Below are 18,297 nucleotides of genomic sequence, written 5' to 3' on the forward strand. Positions count from 1 at the left end.
CCTCACTTCGCCGGAATGATCTTGCGCGCGCGCAACTCGTCGAAGACGTCGAAGAAGCTGTCGGGCGTGCTCTGATAGGCGTCGAAGCCCAGCTTCCGGCTGTTGGTCATGTCGGTGAAGCATTCCAGCTCGCGGCCGAGATCGGCGTCGCTGTGCCACCACGAGGCGAGCTTGGTCACAGGGATGTCCTGCAGCCCATATTGTGCGACCATCTCGGACCAGATCGCGGGCGCATCCGCCATCTGCTCTTCGAGCGGCGTCGTGTGACCGGGGTATTCCGCGACCTCGAGGCCGAAATACTCGGCGATCCGCGCCCAGAGCCAAGTCCAGCGGAAGACGTCGCCATTGGCGGTATTGAAGGGTGTGTTCGCAGCTTCCGGCGTCGTCGCGGCCCAGTAGAACTGTTTGGCGAGGATGCGCGCATCGGTCACATCGGTGACCGCGTTATATTGCTCGGGCGAACCGGGATAGAGGAACGGCTTGCCGGTGTGCTTGCAGATCGATGCATAGACCGCGAGCGTGACCGCCATGTTCATGTAATTTCCGACCGTGAAGCCGATCATGGTGTGCGGGCGGTGCACCGACCAGGTGAAGCCGTATTTCTCGGCCATCTCCAGCAGCACATCTTCCTGCGCGTAGTAGAAGTTCGGCCCCGGCAGACGCGGGCTCGATTCGAGGAAGGGCGTGTAGGGCGTGACCTTGGCGTAGTCGTCGAACGAACCGAGGTAATGCTTGAGGCCCGTCACCAGCGCGCCGTGCTTGATCGGCGCGCCTGCGATCCCCTCGAAGAGGTTGCGCACCATCATCCCGTTCACGCGGACATTCTCTTCCTCGTTGGCCTGACGCGACCAGGTGCAATAGAACACATGCGTCACGTCCTTGGCCGCAGCCAGCGCGGCCTTGCTGCCCTCTGCATCGGTCAGGTCTGCGGCAATGTGCCGGTCGGACCACTCGAGATCGACATCGCTGCGCGACACCGTCACGACCGTCCAGCCGTGAGATTTCAATTCGCGCGCGGTGTAGCTGCCCGAGAGGCCGGTCGCCCCGACAATCAACGCAATATTCTGTTCAGCCATGGGTCTTCGCCCCTTTCTTGCAGTTCCGTTTCGTCAGGTGGTGACGAGAATTTTCAGATGTTCCCCGGCAGGATCGAGAAGCGCCTCGAAGCCCTTGTCGACGACATCTTCCGCCGCGATCCGCGAGGTGATGACTTTCTCGATCGGGAAATTGCCCGAGGCGACCATGCGGCCGATCCGGGGCCAGATTTGCGTCGGGTAGCACCAGGTCGCTTCGACCGAGATGTCCTTGAGCGCCCAGAGCATCGCGTCGATGCTGGCGGGTTTCATGTGCAGGCCCACCTGCACGACCTTGCCCTGGCGGCGCACCGCTTCGGCGCAGGCGTTGAGCGAGGCTTCGAGCCCGACACATTCGAGCGCGACGTCGACGCCGACGCCCTCTTCGGTCAGATCGCCGACGACGGTCGGCAGCTCGCCGCTGCGCGGGTCGACGACATGCGCATAGGGCGCGATTTCCGAGATGATCCGGCGACGGTTCGGGTTCGGCTCCGACACGATGATCGTGCTCGCACCCGCCGCCCGGGCCGACAGCACCGTCAGCGCACCGATCGGACCGGCGCCCGAGACCAGAACGGTCGAGCCCGCCTCGACGCCGCCGCGATCCACGCCGTAAAGCGCAACCGCAGCCGGCTCGATCATCGCGGCCTGGTCATCCGTCAGCCCCTCGGGCACGGATTGCGCGTTGTAATCCTTGATGACGGCTTTCTCGCCCATGCCGCCCCAGGCCCAGCTCAGGCCGATGCAGCCCAGTTGCGGCGAGAGGTGATAGAGGCCGCGCTTGCCATAGTAGTCATTGCGTGGCGCCACGAGAGGCTGAACCGAGATACGCTCGCCCACCGCGACATTGCTGACCTCGTCGCCCACTGCGAGAACCTTGGCGGAGAATTCATGTCCAAGAATCTGCGGGTTGGACGCGCCGGTATAGATATGCGGTTCGGACGGGGTGACGATCGGCCCCGCGATATATTCGTGAAGATCGGTGCCGCAGATACCGGTCACGATCGGCGCGACCAGAACGTCATCCGGCGCCAGTTTGCTCGACGGTTCTTCGACATCCTCGACGCGGATGTCCTTCGCTCCGTGAAAACGAACAGCTTTCAAAGCTTTTCCTCCCTTTCCAAGTCTCGCGATCCTCTGGGTCTGCCGGGATCACCCCGACATCGAGATCGCCATTTGGCTGCGACGATTCGTAACAAACCAATCCGGCCATCACTGCAGAAAAATTTCCGCTTCGGATAAATTACATCCATCACCACCGTTTTGGCGACGTAATGTCGGCCCAACACATAAGTGGGAGATATAAGCATGAGCCAGACCCAGGTGGCAGACACTGATCAGATCGATACGCAGCAGACGCTTGGCTGGATCGGCGTGGGCAAAATGGGCGGCCCCATGGCGCGCAACCTCGTGGCGAGTGGCGCGAAACTTCTTGTCTCCGATCCGGCGAAGGACAGCCGCGATCGCCTGACCGCATTGGGCGCATCCGAGGCCGCGTCGATCTCGGATTTCGCGGGCGCAGGTATCGTCTTCTCGACACTGCCGAACGATCAGGCTTTGCTGGATGTCGTCGGCAATGGAGATGACGCAGGCCTCGCGACCACCCTGCCCGCGGGCGCGACGCTGGTCGAGATGAGCACGGTCTCCCCCGAATGCTCCGAAAGCGTTGCGAAGGTTCTCGCAGCCAAGAAAATAAACTATGTCAGAGCGCCGCTTTCCGGCAGCACCGACATGGCCGCGAATGCCGCGCTCACCGTGCTCGCCTCGGGCGACCGCGCGGGCTGGGACCAAGCGCTCCCCTACATCCGCAAACTCTCGGCGCGGCAGTTTTTCCTCGGAAACGGCGAAGAAGCGCGCTACATGAAGCTCGTTTTGAACACTCTGGTCGGCGCCTCTTCCGCGGTGCTCTCCGAAGCCTTGGCCATCGGCGCCAGCGGCGGCCTGACCCGAGCCGATATGATGGATGTAATTTGCGAAAGCGCAGTGGCCTCGCCCCTGTTCAAATATAAGCAGAAGCCGGTCGTCGAAGATGACTTCACGCCCGCTTTCACAGTGTCTCAGATGATCAAGGATTTCACGCTCATCAGCGAAGCCGCCCGACGCAACAGCGTGCCGCTGATGACAACCGGCCTGATCCTCGAGCTTTATAGAAGCGCCTCAAACGCGGGCATGCAGGACGAAGATTTCTTCGCATTGGTGAAATGGCAGGAAAAGTTGTCGACAAGATGAAATTGGCGGAGCAGCATTCGGAGGCCATGCAACCTCAGGATGCTGAACTCACGAGTCACGAGTTGTCCCGGATCGTCGATTTCCTCCGGCAGCTTCGTGCGCCCTTCGACGCGAACATGCCCGGCGGCAAGCCGGACGTGTATTTCAACATCACGCTCGAACTGGTCGACGCGCATCTGCGTGTGAGCCCGATCGACAAGTCGGGCCTGATCAGCCTCGCCGATGTGCCCTACAGCACCGGCAACCGCATGATCCTGAAGATGATTGAGGACGGCCTGATCCGGCAGGTGCCGCGCGGCAACGGCCTGAAGACGCATTTCCTCGAACCCTCCGACACCCTGCTCAACACCTTCATGGACTACGCGAGCTACGTGAAGGGCCACCTGGCGAAGACCTTCGGCTTGCGGCGCGGGATGGAGACCAGCGAATACTATTTCGGCGGCAGCTATTTCGCCTCGCAGATCATCTCCCCCGTGCGCGGGGAGGACATCTCCTCGATCAACCTTGGCGATATCAAGTTCCTGCTGAACGACGACAACTACTTCATCGCCATGCGCAACATGTGGTCCGATTTCCGCAACGATTTCGGCAAGCGCAGCAGCTTCGATCTTCAGCGACTGCCCGACCTCTACGCCAATACGCGACGCACCCTTTCGGAGATGTCGCCGCGCTATGATGTCGTCGCGATGAACATGCCGTGGCTCGGGGAATTCGCCGAGCGTGGGGAGCTCGCCCCGCTGGACGATCTCATCTCGGATGCCGCGATCAACGCGCTGGATTTCCATCCCTCCGTTTGGGGGACCGGCAACTGGAAAGGGACGCAATACGGCATCCCGCTCTATTGCACGATCGAGATTCTCGCCGCCCGCAAGGATCTGTTCGAGAGCCGCGGCCTCGCCTATCCGAAGACCTTTGACGAGACCATCGCCGCCGCGCGGGAATTCCATAACCCGCAGGACGACTTCTACGGCATCGCGTGGAACGGGCAGCGCGGCATGCCCATCGCGAACTCCTTCATGTTCTTCCTCGCGGCCTGCCGCACCACCGTCATCGACATGCCGCTGCGCAACCAGGAGAGCTGGAGCTTCGACACGTTCGAAAAGCTGAAGCTTCAGATCGACACCGAAGACGCGCTCGAAGTGATCGAATACATGAAGCAGCTCGTCGAGGTGTCGCCTCCCGACATCGCGACGATGGATTGGGAGCGGCGGATCCACTACTTCATGTCGGGTCAGACCGCGCTTGCCTATTGCTGGACGATGCGCGCGGCGCGCTTCGAGCATGAGCTGAGTTCCCGTGTTGCCCGCCGCGTCGCCTACCTGCCGCCCCCCTCGCGCCGGATGCGTCGCGTGTCGGCCCCGATCGGCGGCTTCCTTCTGACGATCCCCGCCTATGTCGAACCCGCGCGCCAGAAGCAGATCATCGACGCAATCGCATGGATGGTCTCGCCCGAAGCGATGAAAGAGCACGTGAAGAACGGCTTCCCCGTGGCACCGCGCTTCTCGGTCTGTGCCGACCCGGAGGCGCTGGCCTCCTCCCCCATCGTCAGCATGGTCGACCGGATGGCGCGCAAGAACGAGCTGGTGACATGGGCGCGCCCGCCGGTGCCGGAATTCAACCTGATCGAACGCACGCTCGGGGAAGAAATCCACGACATCGTTTTCAACGGAAAATCGCCCCAACGCGGCCTGAGAGACGCGGAGAACCGAATTCTCGACGCCGTCCGATCCGCGGGTTGAGACTGCTTCCCGCTGGCTGCCCCCTCGCGCTCGGGGGTAACGTTTGGCTGAGCAGCCATGGGTCATCCAACCGGCCGAGACGGGCGCCCGGGTAGCGTTCATGCCGAGGGTTGCAGGTTGAAGCAATCGCCCAACATGCGGCATCGAGACGCCGATCCTGATGCTCATCCCGGAGTTTCTGAAGGTGCTCCTCTCCCCTCGTGGAGCGCGAGCCTGCGCTTCGTCACGTCGATTATTGGGTTTCTACCTATTCGACCTGGCTGACTGCAGCGGAGAAAGCGCGGGACCACGTGCTCGATCTGCATATGGCTATTCTCAACGAACGTTGTGGATCTAATTTTTGGATGGCAGGTCGACACGTCATCCACTTCGGGATGCCCCAAAGCCCCTAGACGGACCCTCCGTGGGTAAGTGACGGGGCACGGTGGGATGCGCGCGCCATGCCGCATGAGCGAAGCAAGTCGGCCCGCTTCGGGATGCCGTCAGGCGAGCTCGGCAGCAGGCGGCGGCGCGGCCTCGGGGGCGGAGACGGCCTCATGGCCCAGATTGCTCTGAACCTCGCGCTCATATTCCCCGACGCGTTGGACGTTGTGCATGATCCGCGTGAACCAGCGCATCGCATCGGTCGCCTGAAACGTCTCCTGCATCGTATAAAGCCCGACATGCTCGCCCAGCAGAAGCCCGCGCCGGTGCCGCGCGAAGCGATGGGCGACCGGATCGGCCATCAGCCCCATCCGCGCCCCGATCTGCGGCAGATCGAGCGGACGTTCGGGCGACAGGCAGGCGGCGAACCATTGCGCGGGCCGCGGCGTGATCTTGCCGCGCAGCAGGATCGCGATGTAGCCGCGATGTTCGGCCTGCTCCACCAGCCGCATCAGATGGTCGGCCTGATGCATGAGGGCTGCAAAGGCGGCGGCCTCGGTGGGCTTGTCGCGCGGGACCGAAATCTGCGCCATGTAATCCTTCAGCTCATCGAGCGCGATCCCGACCCGCGGGCCCAGTGCCGACATCCGCCGCAGATCGCGCGCAGGGCCGATGGCCAGCGAATAGGCCGAGAAGACCTCGCGCGCCGCCCAGATCACCATCGCATGGGCCGATTGCATCGCCGCGCCCTCGTCGCTCAGCAGGTGGCGGTCCAACTCGGGCGGTGCGCGCCCGCCCAGATCGGGGCGCAGCTTCGCGACGAGCGTCGCGAATTGGCGTGTGACGGGCAGAAAGACCAGCGTCCCCAGCAGGTTGAAGCCGGTGTGAAACAGCACCAGCGCGGTATCCACACCGGTGCGCGCGGCCAGCGCTTCCAGAGGCCCCGCGATTAGCTGCAGCAGCGGAAAGGCGATCACCATCGTCCCGCAATTGAACAGCAGGTTCGCGATTGCGGTCTGCTGCATCGCCCGCGATCCCCCGAAGGCGGCGATCAGGGCGGTGAAGGTCGTGCCGAGGTTCATCCCGATCACCGCTGCCGCCGCCTGTATCAGCGGCAGCGCGCCGTTGCTGACCAGCACCAGAACCACCGCGATGGCCGCCGAGGAGGATTGCATCACCACCGTGACCGCCAGCCCCAGCGCCGCCATCGCGAGCAAGCCGCCCACTCCGGTACCGGGGATGCGCTCCACCGTGATCCAGTCCGCAGCCCCCGACATGCCCTGTTGCATCATGTCGAGCCCGATGAAGAGCAGGCAGAACCCCGCAAGCACGCGCCCGATGCGCGCCGCGCGGCCATGCGAGAGAAACAGCGTCAGGCTCGCGAAGAACAAAAGCCCCATCGCCACCGCGCCGAGCTTCAGCTTGAAGCCGACCAGCGACACGATCCAGCCGGTGACGGTGGTGCCGATATTGGCGCCGTAGATCACGCCGAGCGCCTGCGTGAAGCTCAGCAGCCCCGCGCCGACGAAGCCGACCGTCATCACCGTGGTCGCCGAAGAAGACTGGATCACTGCCGTCGTGACTAAGCCGCTCGCCACACCCTTGAGTGGCGTGGTGGTGAACCGTGCCAGCAGGCGGCGCAGGTTCGCGCCTGCCGCTTCGCGCAGCGCCTCGGTCATTATCTTCATGCCGAGCAGGAACAACCCGATTCCGCCCAGTGCCGACAGTGTCTCCGACATGGCTTTCCACCCTTCGCCGTCGACAATGCGACCACGCGGTGCGGAATTCAAGCGCTGGCAAGAGCGCCGCGCAAAGCTCTGTTTTACCGGATGAATCCGGTTCTGACTGACCTGTGCAAGTTGCCCTCCGGGTCGTTTTAGGGCCGCGGCCTTAACCGCGGGCGATAAATTCGAAGGAGAACTTCATTCCCGGCTTCGGAGGCGGCGGGAACGGCGCGGCCCGGCGGACATGGTCGAGCGCCGCCGCGTCGAGGCCCGAGGAGCCGGAGCCGCGCAGGATGCGCACCGTACTCAGCCGCCCGTTTGCTGAGATCACGAAGCCGACCACGGCGCGCCCCCGGCCCTGCCCGCGTCGCTTCGGCGTGGACTGGATCTTGCGGATGACCGAGGCCGCGTATTGCCGGGGCGATTGACCGGATCGGGCCGTGCTGGGGGCCTTGGCGGGCTGGCCTTTATCGGCGGTGTTGCGCGCCTTGGCCGCGCCTTGCGAGGTGCCGCGCCGGGCATCGCGGGCGGCATTTCCCGCGTTGCTTGGGGAGGCTGGTTTCGCTTCGCTTTGCGCCTGTTTTCCGGGCTTGGCCCTTTGCTGCGGCGCGGGGCGTTTGGGGCGCGCTTCGGGGCGCTGGCTTTGCTGCGGTGCGAGCGTGCTCTCGGCGCGCAGGGTCTCGGGCGTGGGGGTGACGGCGGCAAGTCGGTCTGGCGCTGTGGGCGCGGACGGGCTTGCCGCATCTGGTGTGGTGGGCGTCTCCGGCTGCACCGGGCGCGTGACCTTGCGGGCAATCGGCTCGGCGCGCTCCGGCGTAACCGGCGTGGCGCGTCCTGCCGCGAGATCGGCGAAATCATTGCCAAGAAGCGGGGCCTCCTGTGCGACCTGACCGCCTGCGGGCGGCAACTCCGGCGCGGCTACAGGCGTCTGCGCCAGCCCCAGCGCATGCAGCCCGGCCGAGACCGCAAGCGCCACACAGGCGATGAGCGCGCCCCGGTTCATGGCGCTTCTCCCCGCTCGGCCACGAGGCGGATACCCTGCGCCCCGGCCGCGCTGAGATCGCGGGCCAGCGCCACGAGCGCGGGCGCAGGGGCCGCGCGGTCGGGCAGGATACGGGCCACGCCGCCTGCCTCGGGCGGAAGCTGTGCGATGAAGGCGGACGCATCCGCGATGCCCTCGGGCCAGAGAATCTCACCCTGCGCGCTCAGCGCCGCCCGACCCGGCTCGGGCGCGCGAGCGCCTTCCGGCAAAGCGACAAGCTGCAGATCGGCGGGCGGGCGTGCGGCGAGCGTGCCGGCCACGAGGAAGAAGGCCAGCAGCAGGAAGACCACGTTGATCAGGGTCAGGATCGGCTCGCTCCGGCGGCGGGTGAAACGCGTGCTCATCCCAGCACCTCCGCTTGCAGCCCCGGCACAGCGCGCAGCCGCACCAGCAGATCGGCCAACCGTTGGCTCGAGGTGTCAGGCTCGAGGCTGACCAGCAGGCGCGGCGGGGGCTGTCCGAAATCGTCCCGCAAGGCCGCCTCCAGCGCGTCCAGATCCACCGCCTTGCCGTTCAGGCTGATCCGCTCGGGCCCGAGCTGCAGGAAGGCCAGCTTGCTCTCGGGCGCAGCCGCGCCCCCTGCCCCGCGCGCCGCGATCGGCAGTTCGGTCATGCGCGAAAAGCTCGAGGCGAGCATGAAGAACATCAGCAGCAGGAAGATCACGTCGATCAGCGAGGTCATCGACAGGCTGCGGCGGCGAAGCGGCTTGCGCATGTCATTCCCCGGCGGTTTGCACAGCGCGATTGAGCTCGGCCCGCGCGGGTGCGCCCTCGGGCAGCGCCGGGCCGCAGAGCGCCTCGATCATCAGCGCGGCAGTCTGGCTTTCGCGGGCGATGCGGCTCTCGACGAAGGACAGAAACAGCGAGACCGGCATCGCGATCCCGAGGCCGAGCGCAGTGGTCAGAAGCGCAACCCAGATGCCGCCCGCAAGCTGCGCGGGATCGACCGAAGCGCCTGCGCTCTGCAGGGTCTGGAAGGCTTCGATCATGCCCAGAACCGTGCCGAACAGGCCCAGAAGCGGCGCGGTCTGCGCGATGGCGTCCAGCAATCGCATCCCGGCCTCGCTGCGGGCGGCCTGGATTTCGGTCTCGGTCTGCAAGCGAGTCCGCAGCGCCTGCGGCTCGGGGGCCGCCATCGCGCGGCGGGTCAGTTCCGCCAGCGGACCGCGGGCGGACGCGAGGCTCTGGCGCGCCGCCCCGCGCTGGCCCGCCTCCCACAGATCGAGCGCGGCCTCCAACCGCGCGTGAGCCCCGATCCGCAGGCTCGTCAGGTGCCAGAGCTTCCACAGCACGGCCGCCCCGGCGATCACCGAGACACATAGCAGCAGCGCCACGACCCAGCCCCCCAGCGCCACGAAATCGCTCAAACCCTGTTGGATTGCCGCAAGAGAGATCATCCCGTCACCTCCGTTCCGTCGACGCGCGAGCCGGTTTCCAGAGCGTCCGCGCAGGCCGCCTCGTCCGCGCCCTCGCAGGTCTCGACGCCATTGATCAGGATCTGGCCAAGCGCGGCGCAGCGCAGCCCCGCCAGATCGAATTGCCGCACGCGGGGCTTGCCCGCGGGCAGGTCGCGGAAATCGAGGAGCAACAGCCGCTCGACCGCGCCCGCGCGGGTGAAGATCACCGCCTCCACCACCAGCGCGTCGAGATCGCTCCCCAGCCCGTTCTCCGCCAGAAAACTCAACCGGCAGGCGTTTTCGGCCTCGGTTGCCCCGGCCAGCGTCAAGCTGAGCCGGGGCGCGCCCTGCGCGGAGATGCCATGAGGGAGGCACGCGCAAAGCAGTGTCAGAAGCGCCGCCCTCACCATGTGAAGGCCTTGGCGACAGAGAGTTTCACGTTCCGGCCCGGCGCGTTGTCGAGCGAGAGGTTGTTGCGGTACTCGCGGTCGAAGACGTTCTCGACCGTCAGGTTCACCTCGATCCCGGCGAGCCGTTCGGGTTGCCAGCTGACGAAGAGATCATGCGTGGCGTATCCCGGCGCCGAAGTGGAGGCGGACGCCGTCTCGATCCCGCTGAAGCCCTGCACGCGCCAACCCGCGCGCACGCCCTGATCGGGGAATTTCGCCCCCAACGTCAGCGCGATATTCTCGGCGGGCGTGTCGGTGAGGGTCTGGCCCGTCGCCTCGTCCTTGGATTTCACCTTGGAATAGGCGAGTTGCCCGAACCAGCGATCGGCCTCGTAAGACGCCTCGATCTCGCCGCCCCAGATTTTCGCCGAGTCGACATTGCGGAAATAAGGCACGCCGACCGAGCCGGAGGGGTTGGCCGCGATCAGATCGGTCAGATCGTTGTGGAACAGCGTGGCTTTGGCGGAAAGGCTGTCGCCATCCGACAGAAGGCCCGAGGTCTGATAGGTCACGCCCAGCTCGACCGTGGTGGCTTTCTCCTTGTCGAGATTGAGGCTCGCAGTGCGGCCTGCCGCCCCGATCCCGTCGGTCTGGTAGAGCTCGTCCAGCGTCGGCATCCGCTCGGTCCGCGCGAGCGAGCCGAAGACGCCCCAGGTGTCGTTGAACTGATAAAGCGCCGCGATCTTCGGCGAGATCGCCGTGCCGTCCTGATCGGTACCGCCTTGCGCTGCCGCCGCCGCATCGGGCGAGAGCCACGCCCGGTCCACGCGCAGGCCCGGCGTGATCGTCAGCTTGTCGTTCCAGACGAATTCGCCCTGCACATAGAGGCCCAGCTTGTCCTCGGTGCCGCCCGGGTGGAAGGCGGGCTCGCCCACCGAGGAATTCGCATAGCGGTTCTGATGCGAAAGCTGCGTGCCGAAGGTCAGGTAGTTCTCCCACGCGCCGCGCGACATCTCGACGGTGTTCTCGAGCTTGAGCGCGGTGGTCTCGTAGCTCGCCGTATTCGGGCAGAGCACCGAGAAACGGCCCGGCGAACACATCATCCCGAGCGAGAAATTATCGCGCTCCGTCGAGGTTTTCGAGTAGCTCAGCTGCGCTTCGAGATCGAGCCACGGGTTGCTCACACCTTCATTCGCGTAGGTCAGGCTGAGCGTGTCGTCGATCGCGTGCAGGTCCGAGGTGCCGAAAGCCGAGGCCAGCGCCCCGCCGGTCTGCGCGACGGCCGCATCCTTCAGGTCGCTATCGGTGCGCGAGGCCGAAAAGGTCAGGCGCTGATCGCGGTTCTCGCCGAAATAGTAGTTCGACTTCAGCAGCGCCGACCAACGGTCGCCCGCGGTGGCCGGGATCGTCTGCCCCGCGCCGTCTTCCATGTCGTCGGACGTGCCCCGCGAATAGCTGAACAGCATATTCGCATCCTCGCCCAGTTTCTGGGCATAGGTCACCGTGCCGATCTTGCCGTCGCCATTGCTGTCATAAGCGCCCTTGAGCCGGACCGCGCCGGTCTGCCCCTCGGGAATGAAATCGGTGGCGTCCTTGGTGGTGAAATTCACCACGCCCCCGATCGCGCCCGAGCCATACATCGTCGACGAGGCCGGACCGCGCAGCACTTCGACGCGCTTGTAAAGCTCGGGATCGCCGAAGAAGGAACCGGTGCGATACTGCTCGAAGAATTTCACCGCACCGTCGACGGTGATGATGATGCGGTTCTGGCTGCCGGTCTGCTCGGCATTGCCGATACCGCGGATGTTGAAGGCCTGCCCCAGCATCCGCGCCGAGGCGCCCGCCGCCTGCACGCCCGGCACGTCGGCAAACAGATCGCCCATCGTGCGGGGCTGTTCCTCGTCGAGGTCCTGCTGGTCGATCACCGTCACCGCCTGCGGCGTGTCGATTGCCACTTTCGGCGTACCCCAGCCATAGATCAGGCGGCCCAGCATCGTGTAGCCGTCATCGGTCCCGCTCTCCTGTGCGAGTGCCGGACCTGCGGCGGCGATCAGCGCGAGGCTGGTAACTGTCGTGAAAAGCCGCATCCGCGCGGCGCGAGGCGTCGTAGCCATGGTTGTCCCCTTCGTGGTCTGCATGGGGCTGGCGTGACGCTGGCAGCGCAGAAACTGTCTTGATTTCGATGATGTGACCAGCTAGAGAATCCGACAAAACTAGTCAAGTATATTCCTGAGATATATTTGATCCCATCCGCGCCCAGCTCGAGGCTTCGCCCTCTCGCCAGATTCGCGCCCTTTGCGAAAACGACGAGAGGACTCCCCATGCCCGCAGACGGCACCCTGCCCCAACAGCTTTCCCCCGAAGGTATCCGCGCGCTCCGCGCCGAGCGCCCCGAGATGCGCGCGCGCGATTTCGCCTCTCAGCATGGCATCGCGGAGGCCGAACTGGTCGCCGCCCAGATCGGCACGACCGCCACCGCGATCGAAGCCCATCCCGATGCGATCATGCCGCGCCTGACCGCGCTTGGCGACGTAATGGCGCTGACCCGCAACGAGAGCTGCGTGATCGAACGGCGCGGCACTTACGAAGACTATCACTCGGGCGCGCATGCGCAGATGGTGCTCGGCAAGGAGATCGACCTGCGTCTCTTCGCGCAGCACTGGGCCCATGCCTTCGCGCTGGAGGATGGCGAGAAACGCTCGATCCAGGTGTTCGACCCGGCGGGCGATGCGATCCACAAGGTGCATCTGAAACCCGAGAGCGACGTGGCGGCCTTCCACGCGCTCGTCGCGGCGCTTCGCCTGCCCGTGCAATCGGATCAGCTCGATCTTGCGCCCCGCGCTCAGGTCGAGGCCGCGAAATCGCTGCCCGAGAAGGCCGAGACCCTGCGCGCGGAATGGGACAAGCTGACCGACACGCATCAGTTCCTGCGGCTGGTCTCGAAGCTTAAGATGAACCGGCTCGGCGCCTACCGGATCGCGGGCGCGCCCTATGCCACCGAGATGTCCCCCGGCGCGGTCGAGGCGTTGCTGACCCGTTGCGCCGCCGACCGGACGCCGCTGATGATCTTCGTCGGCAATGCGGGCTGCATCGAGATCCACGGCGGTACGATCGAGACGGTGAAGCCGATGGGCCCGTGGATCAACGTGCTCGACCCGCGCTTCAACCTGCATCTGCGCGGCGACCACATCGCCGAGGTCTGGCTGGTCGACAAGCCGACGAAGAACGGCCCCGCGCTCAGTCTCGAGGCCTTCGACAAGCAAGGCGCGCTGATCACGCAGATCTTCGCCTCGCGCAAGGATGGCGGCGTCGAGGCGTTCAACGCGACGATCCGCGCATTGCCGCATCTGGAGGGTCAGGCATGAAGCGTCTTGCCCTGATCGCCGCCCTTCTCATCGCGGGCCCGGCACTGGCGGAACCTGCCCGTGTGATCTCGCTCGGCGGGGCGGTGACCGAGATCGTCGTGGCGCTTGGCGCGGAGGACCGGCTCGTCGCGCGCGATACCACCTCGGAATATCCCGAGCGCATCACCGAGTTGCCCGATGTGGGCTATGTCCGCGCGCTCTCGGCGGAAGGTGTGCTGGCGCTCGCTCCCGACCTGATCCTCGCCGAAGCCACGGCAGGCCCGCCCGAGGCGGTGGAGACGCTGAAGGCGGCGGGCGTCGATTTCGTCGCGCTGCCGGGCGATCCCAGCGTGCAAGGCGTGCGCGAGAAGATCGCGGTGGTCGGCGCCGCGCTTGATCGCGAGGAGGCAGCCGAACGGCTCACCGCCAGTTTCGACGCCGAGATGGACGCGGTGCGCAAATCGGCGGGCGCTGTCGCCACGCCGAAGCGGGTGCTCTTCGTGCTGTCCTTACAGAACGGCCGCGTGATGGCAGGAGGCGAAGGCTCCTCCGCGGAGGCGATCATCGAGCTTGCAGGCGGGGTGAATGCCGCGACTGGGTTCGCGGGATACAAGCCCGTAACCGACGAGGCGATCCTTGCCGCCGATCCGGATGTGATCCTGAAGATGGATCGCGAGGGCGAGATGGCGGTGACAAAGCGCGACATCCTCGCCCACCCCGCGCTGGGGCAGACCCGCGCAGCCCAAGGCGGCGCGCTGGTCGCGATGGACGGGATGCTGCTTCTGGGCTTCGGGCCGCGCACGCCGCAGGCCGCGCAAGCTCTGCATGCGGCGCTTTATCCCGGGGCGGAGGGCTGAGGCGATGGCGATGACCTCCCTCGCCCTGCCCGACGCCATGCGCCGCCCCTGCCCGCCGCTGCGGCTCGGGCTCATCGCGCTGCTGGTGATCGCGGCGGCCCTGTCGCTCGGGACCGGGGCGGCGGGGGTCTCGCTGCCGCAGGTGCTGGGCCAATGGCTGACCGGCGAAGAAATCTCGACCCGCGACCGCGTCGTGCTGCTCGACATCAGGCTGCCGCGGCTGGCCATGGGGCTGATGGTCGGGGCGGCGCTCGCGGTCGCGGGCGCGGTGATGCAGGGGTTGTTTCGCAACCCGCTCGCCGATCCGGGCATCATCGGCGTCGGCGCGGGCGCGGGCCTCGGCGCCGTCGCGATGATCGTGCTGAGCGGTTTCCTCCCCGCTACTATCGCCGCCTTTTTCGGCACATGGCTGGTGCCGGTCGCGGCCTTCGGCGGGGCGTGGACGGCCACGCTGCTGCTCTACCGGGTTGCCAGCCGGGGCGGTCAGGTCTCCATCGCGACGCTGCTTCTGGCCGGGATCGCGCTGGCCGCGCTGGCGGGCGCGCTCACCGGCATCCTGACCTACCTCGCCGATGACACGCAGCTGCGCGATCTGACCTTCTGGGGCATGGGGTCGCTGGCTGGCGCGAGCCACATGAAGCTGCTGGTCGGCGGGCTGCTGATCGGGCCTGCGCTGATCCTGACCCCGCGGCTTGCGCGCGGGCTGAACGCGCTGGCACTGGGCGAGGCGACGGCGGCGCATATGGGCCATGATATCGAGCGGCTCAAGCATCGCGCGGTGATCGGCGTCGCGGCGCTGGCGGGGGCGGCTGTCGCGATGGCGGGCGGGATCGGCTTCGTAGGCATCGTGGTGCCCCATCTGCTGCGCATCGCGGGTGGGCCGGATCACAAGACGCTGCTGGTGGATGCGGCCCTCCTCGGCGCGGCGCTTCTGGTGCTGGCCGATCTGATCGCGCGGCTGGTGGTCGCGCCTGCGGAACTGCCCATCGGGATCGTCACCGCCATTCTGGGCGCGCCGGTCTTCCTGTGGATCCTGATCCGCCGTCAGGGATTGGGAGGGGTCTGAACATGCTGGAGATTTCCGATCTGCATGTCGCGCGGGGGCGTAGCGACGTTTTGCACGGCCTCTCGCTGAGCGCCAAACCGGGCGCGGTGACGGTGATCCTCGGCCCGAATGGCTCGGGAAAATCCACGCTGGTGCAAGCGGCCTCGGGGGCGCTGCCCTATCGCGGGCGGATCGCCCTGCAATGCCATGAGATCGCGCAGACGTCCGCCTGGCGTCTGGCCGCGCTGCGCGCCGTGCTGGAGCAATCCAACAGCGTCGCCTTTCCCTTCACCGTGGCCGAGGTGGTGGGGATGGGGCTGCATGCCGGGATCGAGGCGGATCACCCCGAAATCGTGTCTGCCGCTTTGGCCGAGGTCGGGCTGAGCGATCTGGCCCATCGCCCGATCCAGTCGCTGTCGGGCGGCCAGCAGGCCCGCGCCCATCTGGCGCGGGTGCGGGCGCAGGTCTGGCAGCCGGTCAGCCATGCGGGGCCTCGCTGGCTTCTGGTCGACGAGCCGGTGGCGAGCCTCGATATCGCGCATCAGCTCGAGGTGATGGCGATCCTGCGCCGCTTCGCCGATGCGGGCGGCGGCGTGGTCGCGGTGATGCATGACCTCAACCTCTCGGCGCAGCTGGCCGACGAGATGGTGCTGATGCGCGAAGGCCGGATTGAGGCGCAAGGGCCGCCCGAGGCGGTGATGCGCGGGCCGGTCCTCAGTCGCACCTATGGGTGCGAGTTGCAGGTGGGCGCGGCGGCCTCGGACGGGCTTTGGGTGCTGCCGCAATTCGCGCGACCGGCCTGAGCCCGCGCACCGTCCTTTCACAGGTTTCGCACAGAAGTCTGAGTGTTCGCATCGCCACAAGCGCGCTATGCTCGCGGCAGTGCCGCCTCTCGCGCGGCGCCGGAACAGGCAGGACCGTCGCATGACCCAATCCTTGAACCGCCTCGTCGAGCGGCAAATCCAGAAGGCCCTCGCGGAGGGACAGTTGAGCGGGCTTTCCGGCGAGGGCAAGCCGCTCCCGGATCGCTCGGGCGAGGCGTTCACCGATATGGCGACGGCCGTGGCGTCGCGCATCATGGCCGAAGCCGGCGCGTTGCCCGAGGAGTTCAAGCTCAAGAAGCTGCTGGAGGCCGCCAAAGAGAGCTACCGGGAGGCCGAGGGCGACGATGCCAAGCGCGTCGCGATGGCGCTGATCGCCGATCTGGAGCAGCGCTACAACATCGCGGTAGAGGCGCGGCGGCGGTTCATGGCCCCTTAGCCTGACGCGGGTGTTCGAGGGTCGATCTGGTTGACCCAGAACAAGGAAATCCGCGCGAAAAACGGTGACGGTGACGCGCTTCCTGACGTCACGCTCCAAGGCCGCCCCAATGTCTGTCGCTCGCGAACACCCGACCCCGACATCCACGGCGCGCGCATTGCTCGCCTTTCTCGCGCTGACCTTCGCGATCACCTGGGGCGTGATCGGCAGCTACATCTTCTGGCCTGACGCCATGGCCGCGCGGTTCGGCCAGATCAGCGGCGCGCACCCGCTCTTCTTTCTGGCCACCTGGGCCCCGGCGATCGCGGCCTTCACGGTGGTCGTGACCTCCGCCGGACTAGGCGGCTTGCGCCGGTTCCTGTCGCGCCTTCTGATCTGGCGCTGTCCCGCGCCGTGGTGGGGTTTCATCCTGCTCGTGATCCCGCTCGTTTACATGATCGGCTCAACGATCAAGGGCGGCCCCTTCCTCGCACCGAAACCGCCCGAGGGCGTAGGCGCGATGGTCAGTCTGATGTTCATGATGCTGCTTCTCGGCCCGATCGAGGAGTTCGGCTGGCGCGGCGTCGCGCAACCGCTGTTGCAGCGCCATGTCGCCCCGTTCTGGGCGGGCGTGCTGATCGGCGCGATCTGGGGCGTCTGGCACCTGCCCGCCTTCTACCTCGCCGGGGTGGTCTTCGCGCAATGGAGCTTCCTGCCCTTCTTCATCGGCAATATCACCCTCGCGGTTCTGGTCACGCCGATCTTCAACGCGGCGCGGGGCAGCCTTCTGTTGCCGATGCTGTTCCACTGGCAGCTCATCAACCCGTTCTGGCCGGATGCGCAGCCTTGGGACACGTGGATTCTGGTGGGCGTCGCCGCGATCGTCGTCTGGTGGAAGCGCGACATGATGTTCACGCGCGAAGGCGCCGTGACCGAAGTGATCCCCGGTGAAGTGCGGCCATGAGGCACGGGTAGGCGCCGTTACCTGGGAAAGCGGATGTCGGTGACATCGGCGATATAGAACGGGAAATAGGCCTCCGTCTCGAAGTTGTTCCCCGCCTCCACATGGGTCGGGAGCCAAAAGCCCTCGACCTCGCGAAACTCTGAAAGATAGCCGCCGAAGGACTGAAGCCGGTGGCGCTTTTGCGGGTTCGCATTGCTCCAGCGCTGGAAGCTGACCTGCTCGGGGCGACCATCCGTGGCGACGGTGAGATCGACCGCCTGCTCCAGCCCGTCATGGCGCATCGTCATCCGGGCGATGTTCGCGGAGACCGGCTCCCACGTCACTTTCGAGCCCGGCAGCACTGCGGCGGGCGTCCAGAACACCGCCTCGGCCACGTAGCGCCCGAAGGCGGAGCGTTTATGATCCGCGCTGCCGCCGAACCGGGCCACGGGGGCGAGGCCCGCTATCCAGAACCGGGTCCATTTGGCGCTGTCGGAGCCGCTGAGACGCATCCCGCCAGTCCCGCCCGACATCGCCCAGACGAAGCCCTGCGGCGCGGCGAGCACCTGCGTGGCGCGCATCGGCATGTAGCCGGGGGCAGATTTGTCACCCATGCCGAACTGCCCCTGCATCTCCAGCCGCGCGACGGTGTGAAGCGGCGTTCCCTCCGCGATGGCGAAGGTGAAAAACCGGCGCGCGGGCTCGGGAAGGTCGGCGACCATATCGGCGGAGAAGCGCGGCGGATCGGTGGGTTGAAACGCACTCAAGCGGGCCATCTCGTCCCGGTCTGCCCGCAGGTCGAGACGCCGCCTTGCGAAAAGGCCGAAAAGCCCGACGGCGACGATGGTCAGAACCCAAAGAGCCATGCGAGTTTGCTACCTTTCCATTTCGATCCGCGAGACGCCAATCGCGA

The 18,297-nt window shown here is 66.2% G+C and carries 18 protein-coding genes; 8 read left to right on the plus strand and 10 right to left on the minus strand.

From position 1 onward, the window contains the following. Nucleotides 1-2: 2 nt before the first annotated feature. The gene (locus tag BMI87_RS18185; protein ID WP_078522958.1) at nucleotides 3-1,076 is read right to left on the minus strand and encodes an SDR family oxidoreductase; all 1,074 of its coding nucleotides are present in this window, start codon (nucleotides 1,074-1,076) and stop codon (nucleotides 3-5) included. 33 nt (nucleotides 1,077-1,109) lie between these two features. Continuing rightward, nucleotides 1,110-2,177, minus strand: coding sequence for a 2,3-butanediol dehydrogenase (locus BMI87_RS18190; protein WP_078522959.1), 1,068 nt, complete (start codon nucleotides 2,175-2,177; stop codon nucleotides 1,110-1,112). A gap of 204 nt (nucleotides 2,178-2,381) precedes the next feature. On the opposite strand from BMI87_RS18190, the gene BMI87_RS18195 reads away from it, so the two are divergent. Further along, nucleotides 2,382-3,302 (plus strand): NAD(P)-dependent oxidoreductase, encoded by a 921-nt coding sequence (locus tag BMI87_RS18195; protein WP_078522960.1) that lies wholly within the window; start codon nucleotides 2,382-2,384, stop codon nucleotides 3,300-3,302. Nucleotides 3,303-3,364: 62 nt separating this feature from the next. Beyond that, nucleotides 3,365-5,041: an extracellular solute-binding protein gene (locus BMI87_RS18200; RefSeq protein ID WP_168175234.1), complete on the plus strand. Its 1,677-nt coding sequence runs from the start codon at nucleotides 3,365-3,367 to the stop codon at nucleotides 5,039-5,041. 482 nt (nucleotides 5,042-5,523) lie between these two features. Here the strand turns inward: BMI87_RS18200 and BMI87_RS18205 are convergent, their stop codons facing one another. From BMI87_RS18205 to BMI87_RS18235, 7 genes are all read right to left on the minus strand, one after another. Continuing rightward, the gene (locus BMI87_RS18205) at nucleotides 5,524-7,143 is read right to left on the minus strand and encodes a Na/Pi cotransporter family protein (RefSeq protein WP_078522962.1); all 1,620 of its coding nucleotides are present in this window, start codon (nucleotides 7,141-7,143) and stop codon (nucleotides 5,524-5,526) included. A 151-nt stretch (nucleotides 7,144-7,294) separates the two neighbouring features. Further along, nucleotides 7,295-8,131, minus strand: coding sequence for an energy transducer TonB (locus tag BMI87_RS18210; protein ID WP_078522963.1), 837 nt, complete (start codon nucleotides 8,129-8,131; stop codon nucleotides 7,295-7,297). Continuing rightward, on the minus strand, nucleotides 8,128-8,514 hold the full coding sequence (locus BMI87_RS18215; protein WP_078522964.1) for a biopolymer transporter ExbD: 387 nt from the start codon (nucleotides 8,512-8,514) through the stop codon (nucleotides 8,128-8,130). Before BMI87_RS18215 ends, BMI87_RS18210 begins: the two co-directional genes overlap by 4 nt. Beyond that, entirely contained in the window at nucleotides 8,511-8,885 is a 375-nt protein-coding gene (locus BMI87_RS18220) for a biopolymer transporter ExbD (RefSeq protein ID WP_246832739.1), read from the minus strand. Before BMI87_RS18220 ends, BMI87_RS18215 begins: the two co-directional genes overlap by 4 nt. A 1-nt stretch (nucleotide 8,886) precedes the next feature. Continuing rightward, nucleotides 8,887-9,567 (minus strand): MotA/TolQ/ExbB proton channel family protein, encoded by a 681-nt coding sequence (locus BMI87_RS18225; RefSeq protein ID WP_078522965.1) that lies wholly within the window; start codon nucleotides 9,565-9,567, stop codon nucleotides 8,887-8,889. Continuing rightward, the gene (locus tag BMI87_RS18230) at nucleotides 9,564-9,977 is read right to left on the minus strand and encodes a hypothetical protein (protein ID WP_078522966.1); all 414 of its coding nucleotides are present in this window, start codon (nucleotides 9,975-9,977) and stop codon (nucleotides 9,564-9,566) included. Before BMI87_RS18230 ends, BMI87_RS18225 begins: the two co-directional genes overlap by 4 nt. Continuing rightward, the gene (locus BMI87_RS18235; protein ID WP_078522967.1) at nucleotides 9,971-12,070 is read right to left on the minus strand and encodes a TonB-dependent receptor domain-containing protein; all 2,100 of its coding nucleotides are present in this window, start codon (nucleotides 12,068-12,070) and stop codon (nucleotides 9,971-9,973) included. The genes BMI87_RS18230 and BMI87_RS18235 overlap by 7 nt, the downstream gene beginning before the upstream one ends. Nucleotides 12,071-12,277: 207 nt before the next feature. On the opposite strand from BMI87_RS18235, the gene BMI87_RS18240 reads away from it, so the two are divergent. The 6 genes from BMI87_RS18240 to BMI87_RS18265 all read left to right on the plus strand — a co-directional run bounded on the left by BMI87_RS18240 (nucleotide 12,278) and on the right by BMI87_RS18265 (nucleotide 17,405). Then, entirely contained in the window at nucleotides 12,278-13,321 is a 1,044-nt protein-coding gene (locus BMI87_RS18240) for a hemin-degrading factor (protein WP_146681664.1), read from the plus strand. Then, a complete protein-coding gene (locus BMI87_RS18245) occupies nucleotides 13,318-14,157 on the plus strand; it encodes a hemin ABC transporter substrate-binding protein (protein WP_078522968.1) in 840 nt (279 codons plus the stop codon). Before BMI87_RS18240 ends, BMI87_RS18245 begins: the two co-directional genes overlap by 4 nt. Nucleotides 14,158-14,167: 10 nt before the next feature. Continuing rightward, nucleotides 14,168-15,223, plus strand: coding sequence for an iron ABC transporter permease (locus BMI87_RS18250; RefSeq protein WP_078523035.1), 1,056 nt, complete (start codon nucleotides 14,168-14,170; stop codon nucleotides 15,221-15,223). 2 nt (nucleotides 15,224-15,225) lie between these two features. After that, entirely contained in the window at nucleotides 15,226-16,005 is a 780-nt protein-coding gene (locus tag BMI87_RS18255; RefSeq protein WP_078522969.1) for a heme ABC transporter ATP-binding protein, read from the plus strand. A gap of 121 nt (nucleotides 16,006-16,126) precedes the next feature. Further along, complete coding sequence (locus BMI87_RS18260) at nucleotides 16,127-16,462, plus strand: DUF1992 domain-containing protein (protein WP_078522970.1); 336 nt, start codon at nucleotides 16,127-16,129, stop codon at nucleotides 16,460-16,462. 109 nt (nucleotides 16,463-16,571) lie between these two features. Further along, complete coding sequence (locus BMI87_RS18265; RefSeq protein ID WP_078522971.1) at nucleotides 16,572-17,405, plus strand: CPBP family intramembrane glutamic endopeptidase; 834 nt, start codon at nucleotides 16,572-16,574, stop codon at nucleotides 17,403-17,405. Between the two features lie 17 nt (nucleotides 17,406-17,422). Here BMI87_RS18265 and BMI87_RS18270 read toward each other — a convergent pair whose 3' ends face one another. Further along, nucleotides 17,423-18,250 carry a DUF6544 family protein gene (locus tag BMI87_RS18270; protein WP_078522972.1) on the minus strand — a complete coding sequence of 276 codons (828 nt, stop codon included), beginning with the start codon at nucleotides 18,248-18,250 and terminating at the stop codon, nucleotides 17,423-17,425. Nucleotides 18,251-18,297 lie beyond the last annotated feature (47 nt).

This window comes from Thioclava sp. F28-4 (genome assembly GCF_002020045.1).
In the GTDB taxonomy this organism is placed as follows: Bacteria; Pseudomonadota; Alphaproteobacteria; order Rhodobacterales; family Rhodobacteraceae; genus Thioclava; species Thioclava sediminum.

What these genes read in the sequence shown, in the direction of transcription:
- BMI87_RS18260 (WP_078522970.1), top strand. Translation starts at nt 16,127, where the DNA reads ATGACCCAATCCTTGAACCGCCTCGTCGAGCGGCAAATCCAGAAGGCC.
- BMI87_RS18195 (WP_078522960.1), top strand. Translation starts at nt 2,382, where the DNA reads ATGAGCCAGACCCAGGTGGCAGACACTGATCAGATCGATACGCAGCAG.
- BMI87_RS18205 (WP_078522962.1), bottom strand. Translation starts at nt 7,143, where the DNA reads ATGTCGGAGACACTGTCGGCACTGGGCGGAATCGGGTTGTTCCTGCTC.
- BMI87_RS18270 (WP_078522972.1), bottom strand. Translation starts at nt 18,250, where the DNA reads ATGGCTCTTTGGGTTCTGACCATCGTCGCCGTCGGGCTTTTCGGCCTT.
- BMI87_RS18240 (WP_146681664.1), top strand. Translation starts at nt 12,278, where the DNA reads ATGCCCGCAGACGGCACCCTGCCCCAACAGCTTTCCCCCGAAGGTATC.
- BMI87_RS18245 (WP_078522968.1), top strand. Translation starts at nt 13,318, where the DNA reads ATGAAGCGTCTTGCCCTGATCGCCGCCCTTCTCATCGCGGGCCCGGCA.
- BMI87_RS18215 (WP_078522964.1), bottom strand. Translation starts at nt 8,514, where the DNA reads ATGAGCACGCGTTTCACCCGCCGCCGGAGCGAGCCGATCCTGACCCTG.
- BMI87_RS18185 (WP_078522958.1), bottom strand. Translation starts at nt 1,076, where the DNA reads ATGGCTGAACAGAATATTGCGTTGATTGTCGGGGCGACCGGCCTCTCG.
- BMI87_RS18250 (WP_078523035.1), top strand. Translation starts at nt 14,168, where the DNA reads ATGACCTCCCTCGCCCTGCCCGACGCCATGCGCCGCCCCTGCCCGCCG.
- BMI87_RS18220 (WP_246832739.1), bottom strand. Translation starts at nt 8,885, where the DNA reads ATGCGCAAGCCGCTTCGCCGCCGCAGCCTGTCGATGACCTCGCTGATC.
- BMI87_RS18265 (WP_078522971.1), top strand. Translation starts at nt 16,572, where the DNA reads ATGTCTGTCGCTCGCGAACACCCGACCCCGACATCCACGGCGCGCGCA.
- BMI87_RS18255 (WP_078522969.1), top strand. Translation starts at nt 15,226, where the DNA reads ATGCTGGAGATTTCCGATCTGCATGTCGCGCGGGGGCGTAGCGACGTT.
- BMI87_RS18230 (WP_078522966.1), bottom strand. Translation starts at nt 9,977, where the DNA reads ATGGTGAGGGCGGCGCTTCTGACACTGCTTTGCGCGTGCCTCCCTCAT.
- BMI87_RS18210 (WP_078522963.1), bottom strand. Translation starts at nt 8,131, where the DNA reads ATGAACCGGGGCGCGCTCATCGCCTGTGTGGCGCTTGCGGTCTCGGCC.
- BMI87_RS18225 (WP_078522965.1), bottom strand. Translation starts at nt 9,567, where the DNA reads ATGATCTCTCTTGCGGCAATCCAACAGGGTTTGAGCGATTTCGTGGCG.
- BMI87_RS18235 (WP_078522967.1), bottom strand. Translation starts at nt 12,070, where the DNA reads ATGGCTACGACGCCTCGCGCCGCGCGGATGCGGCTTTTCACGACAGTT.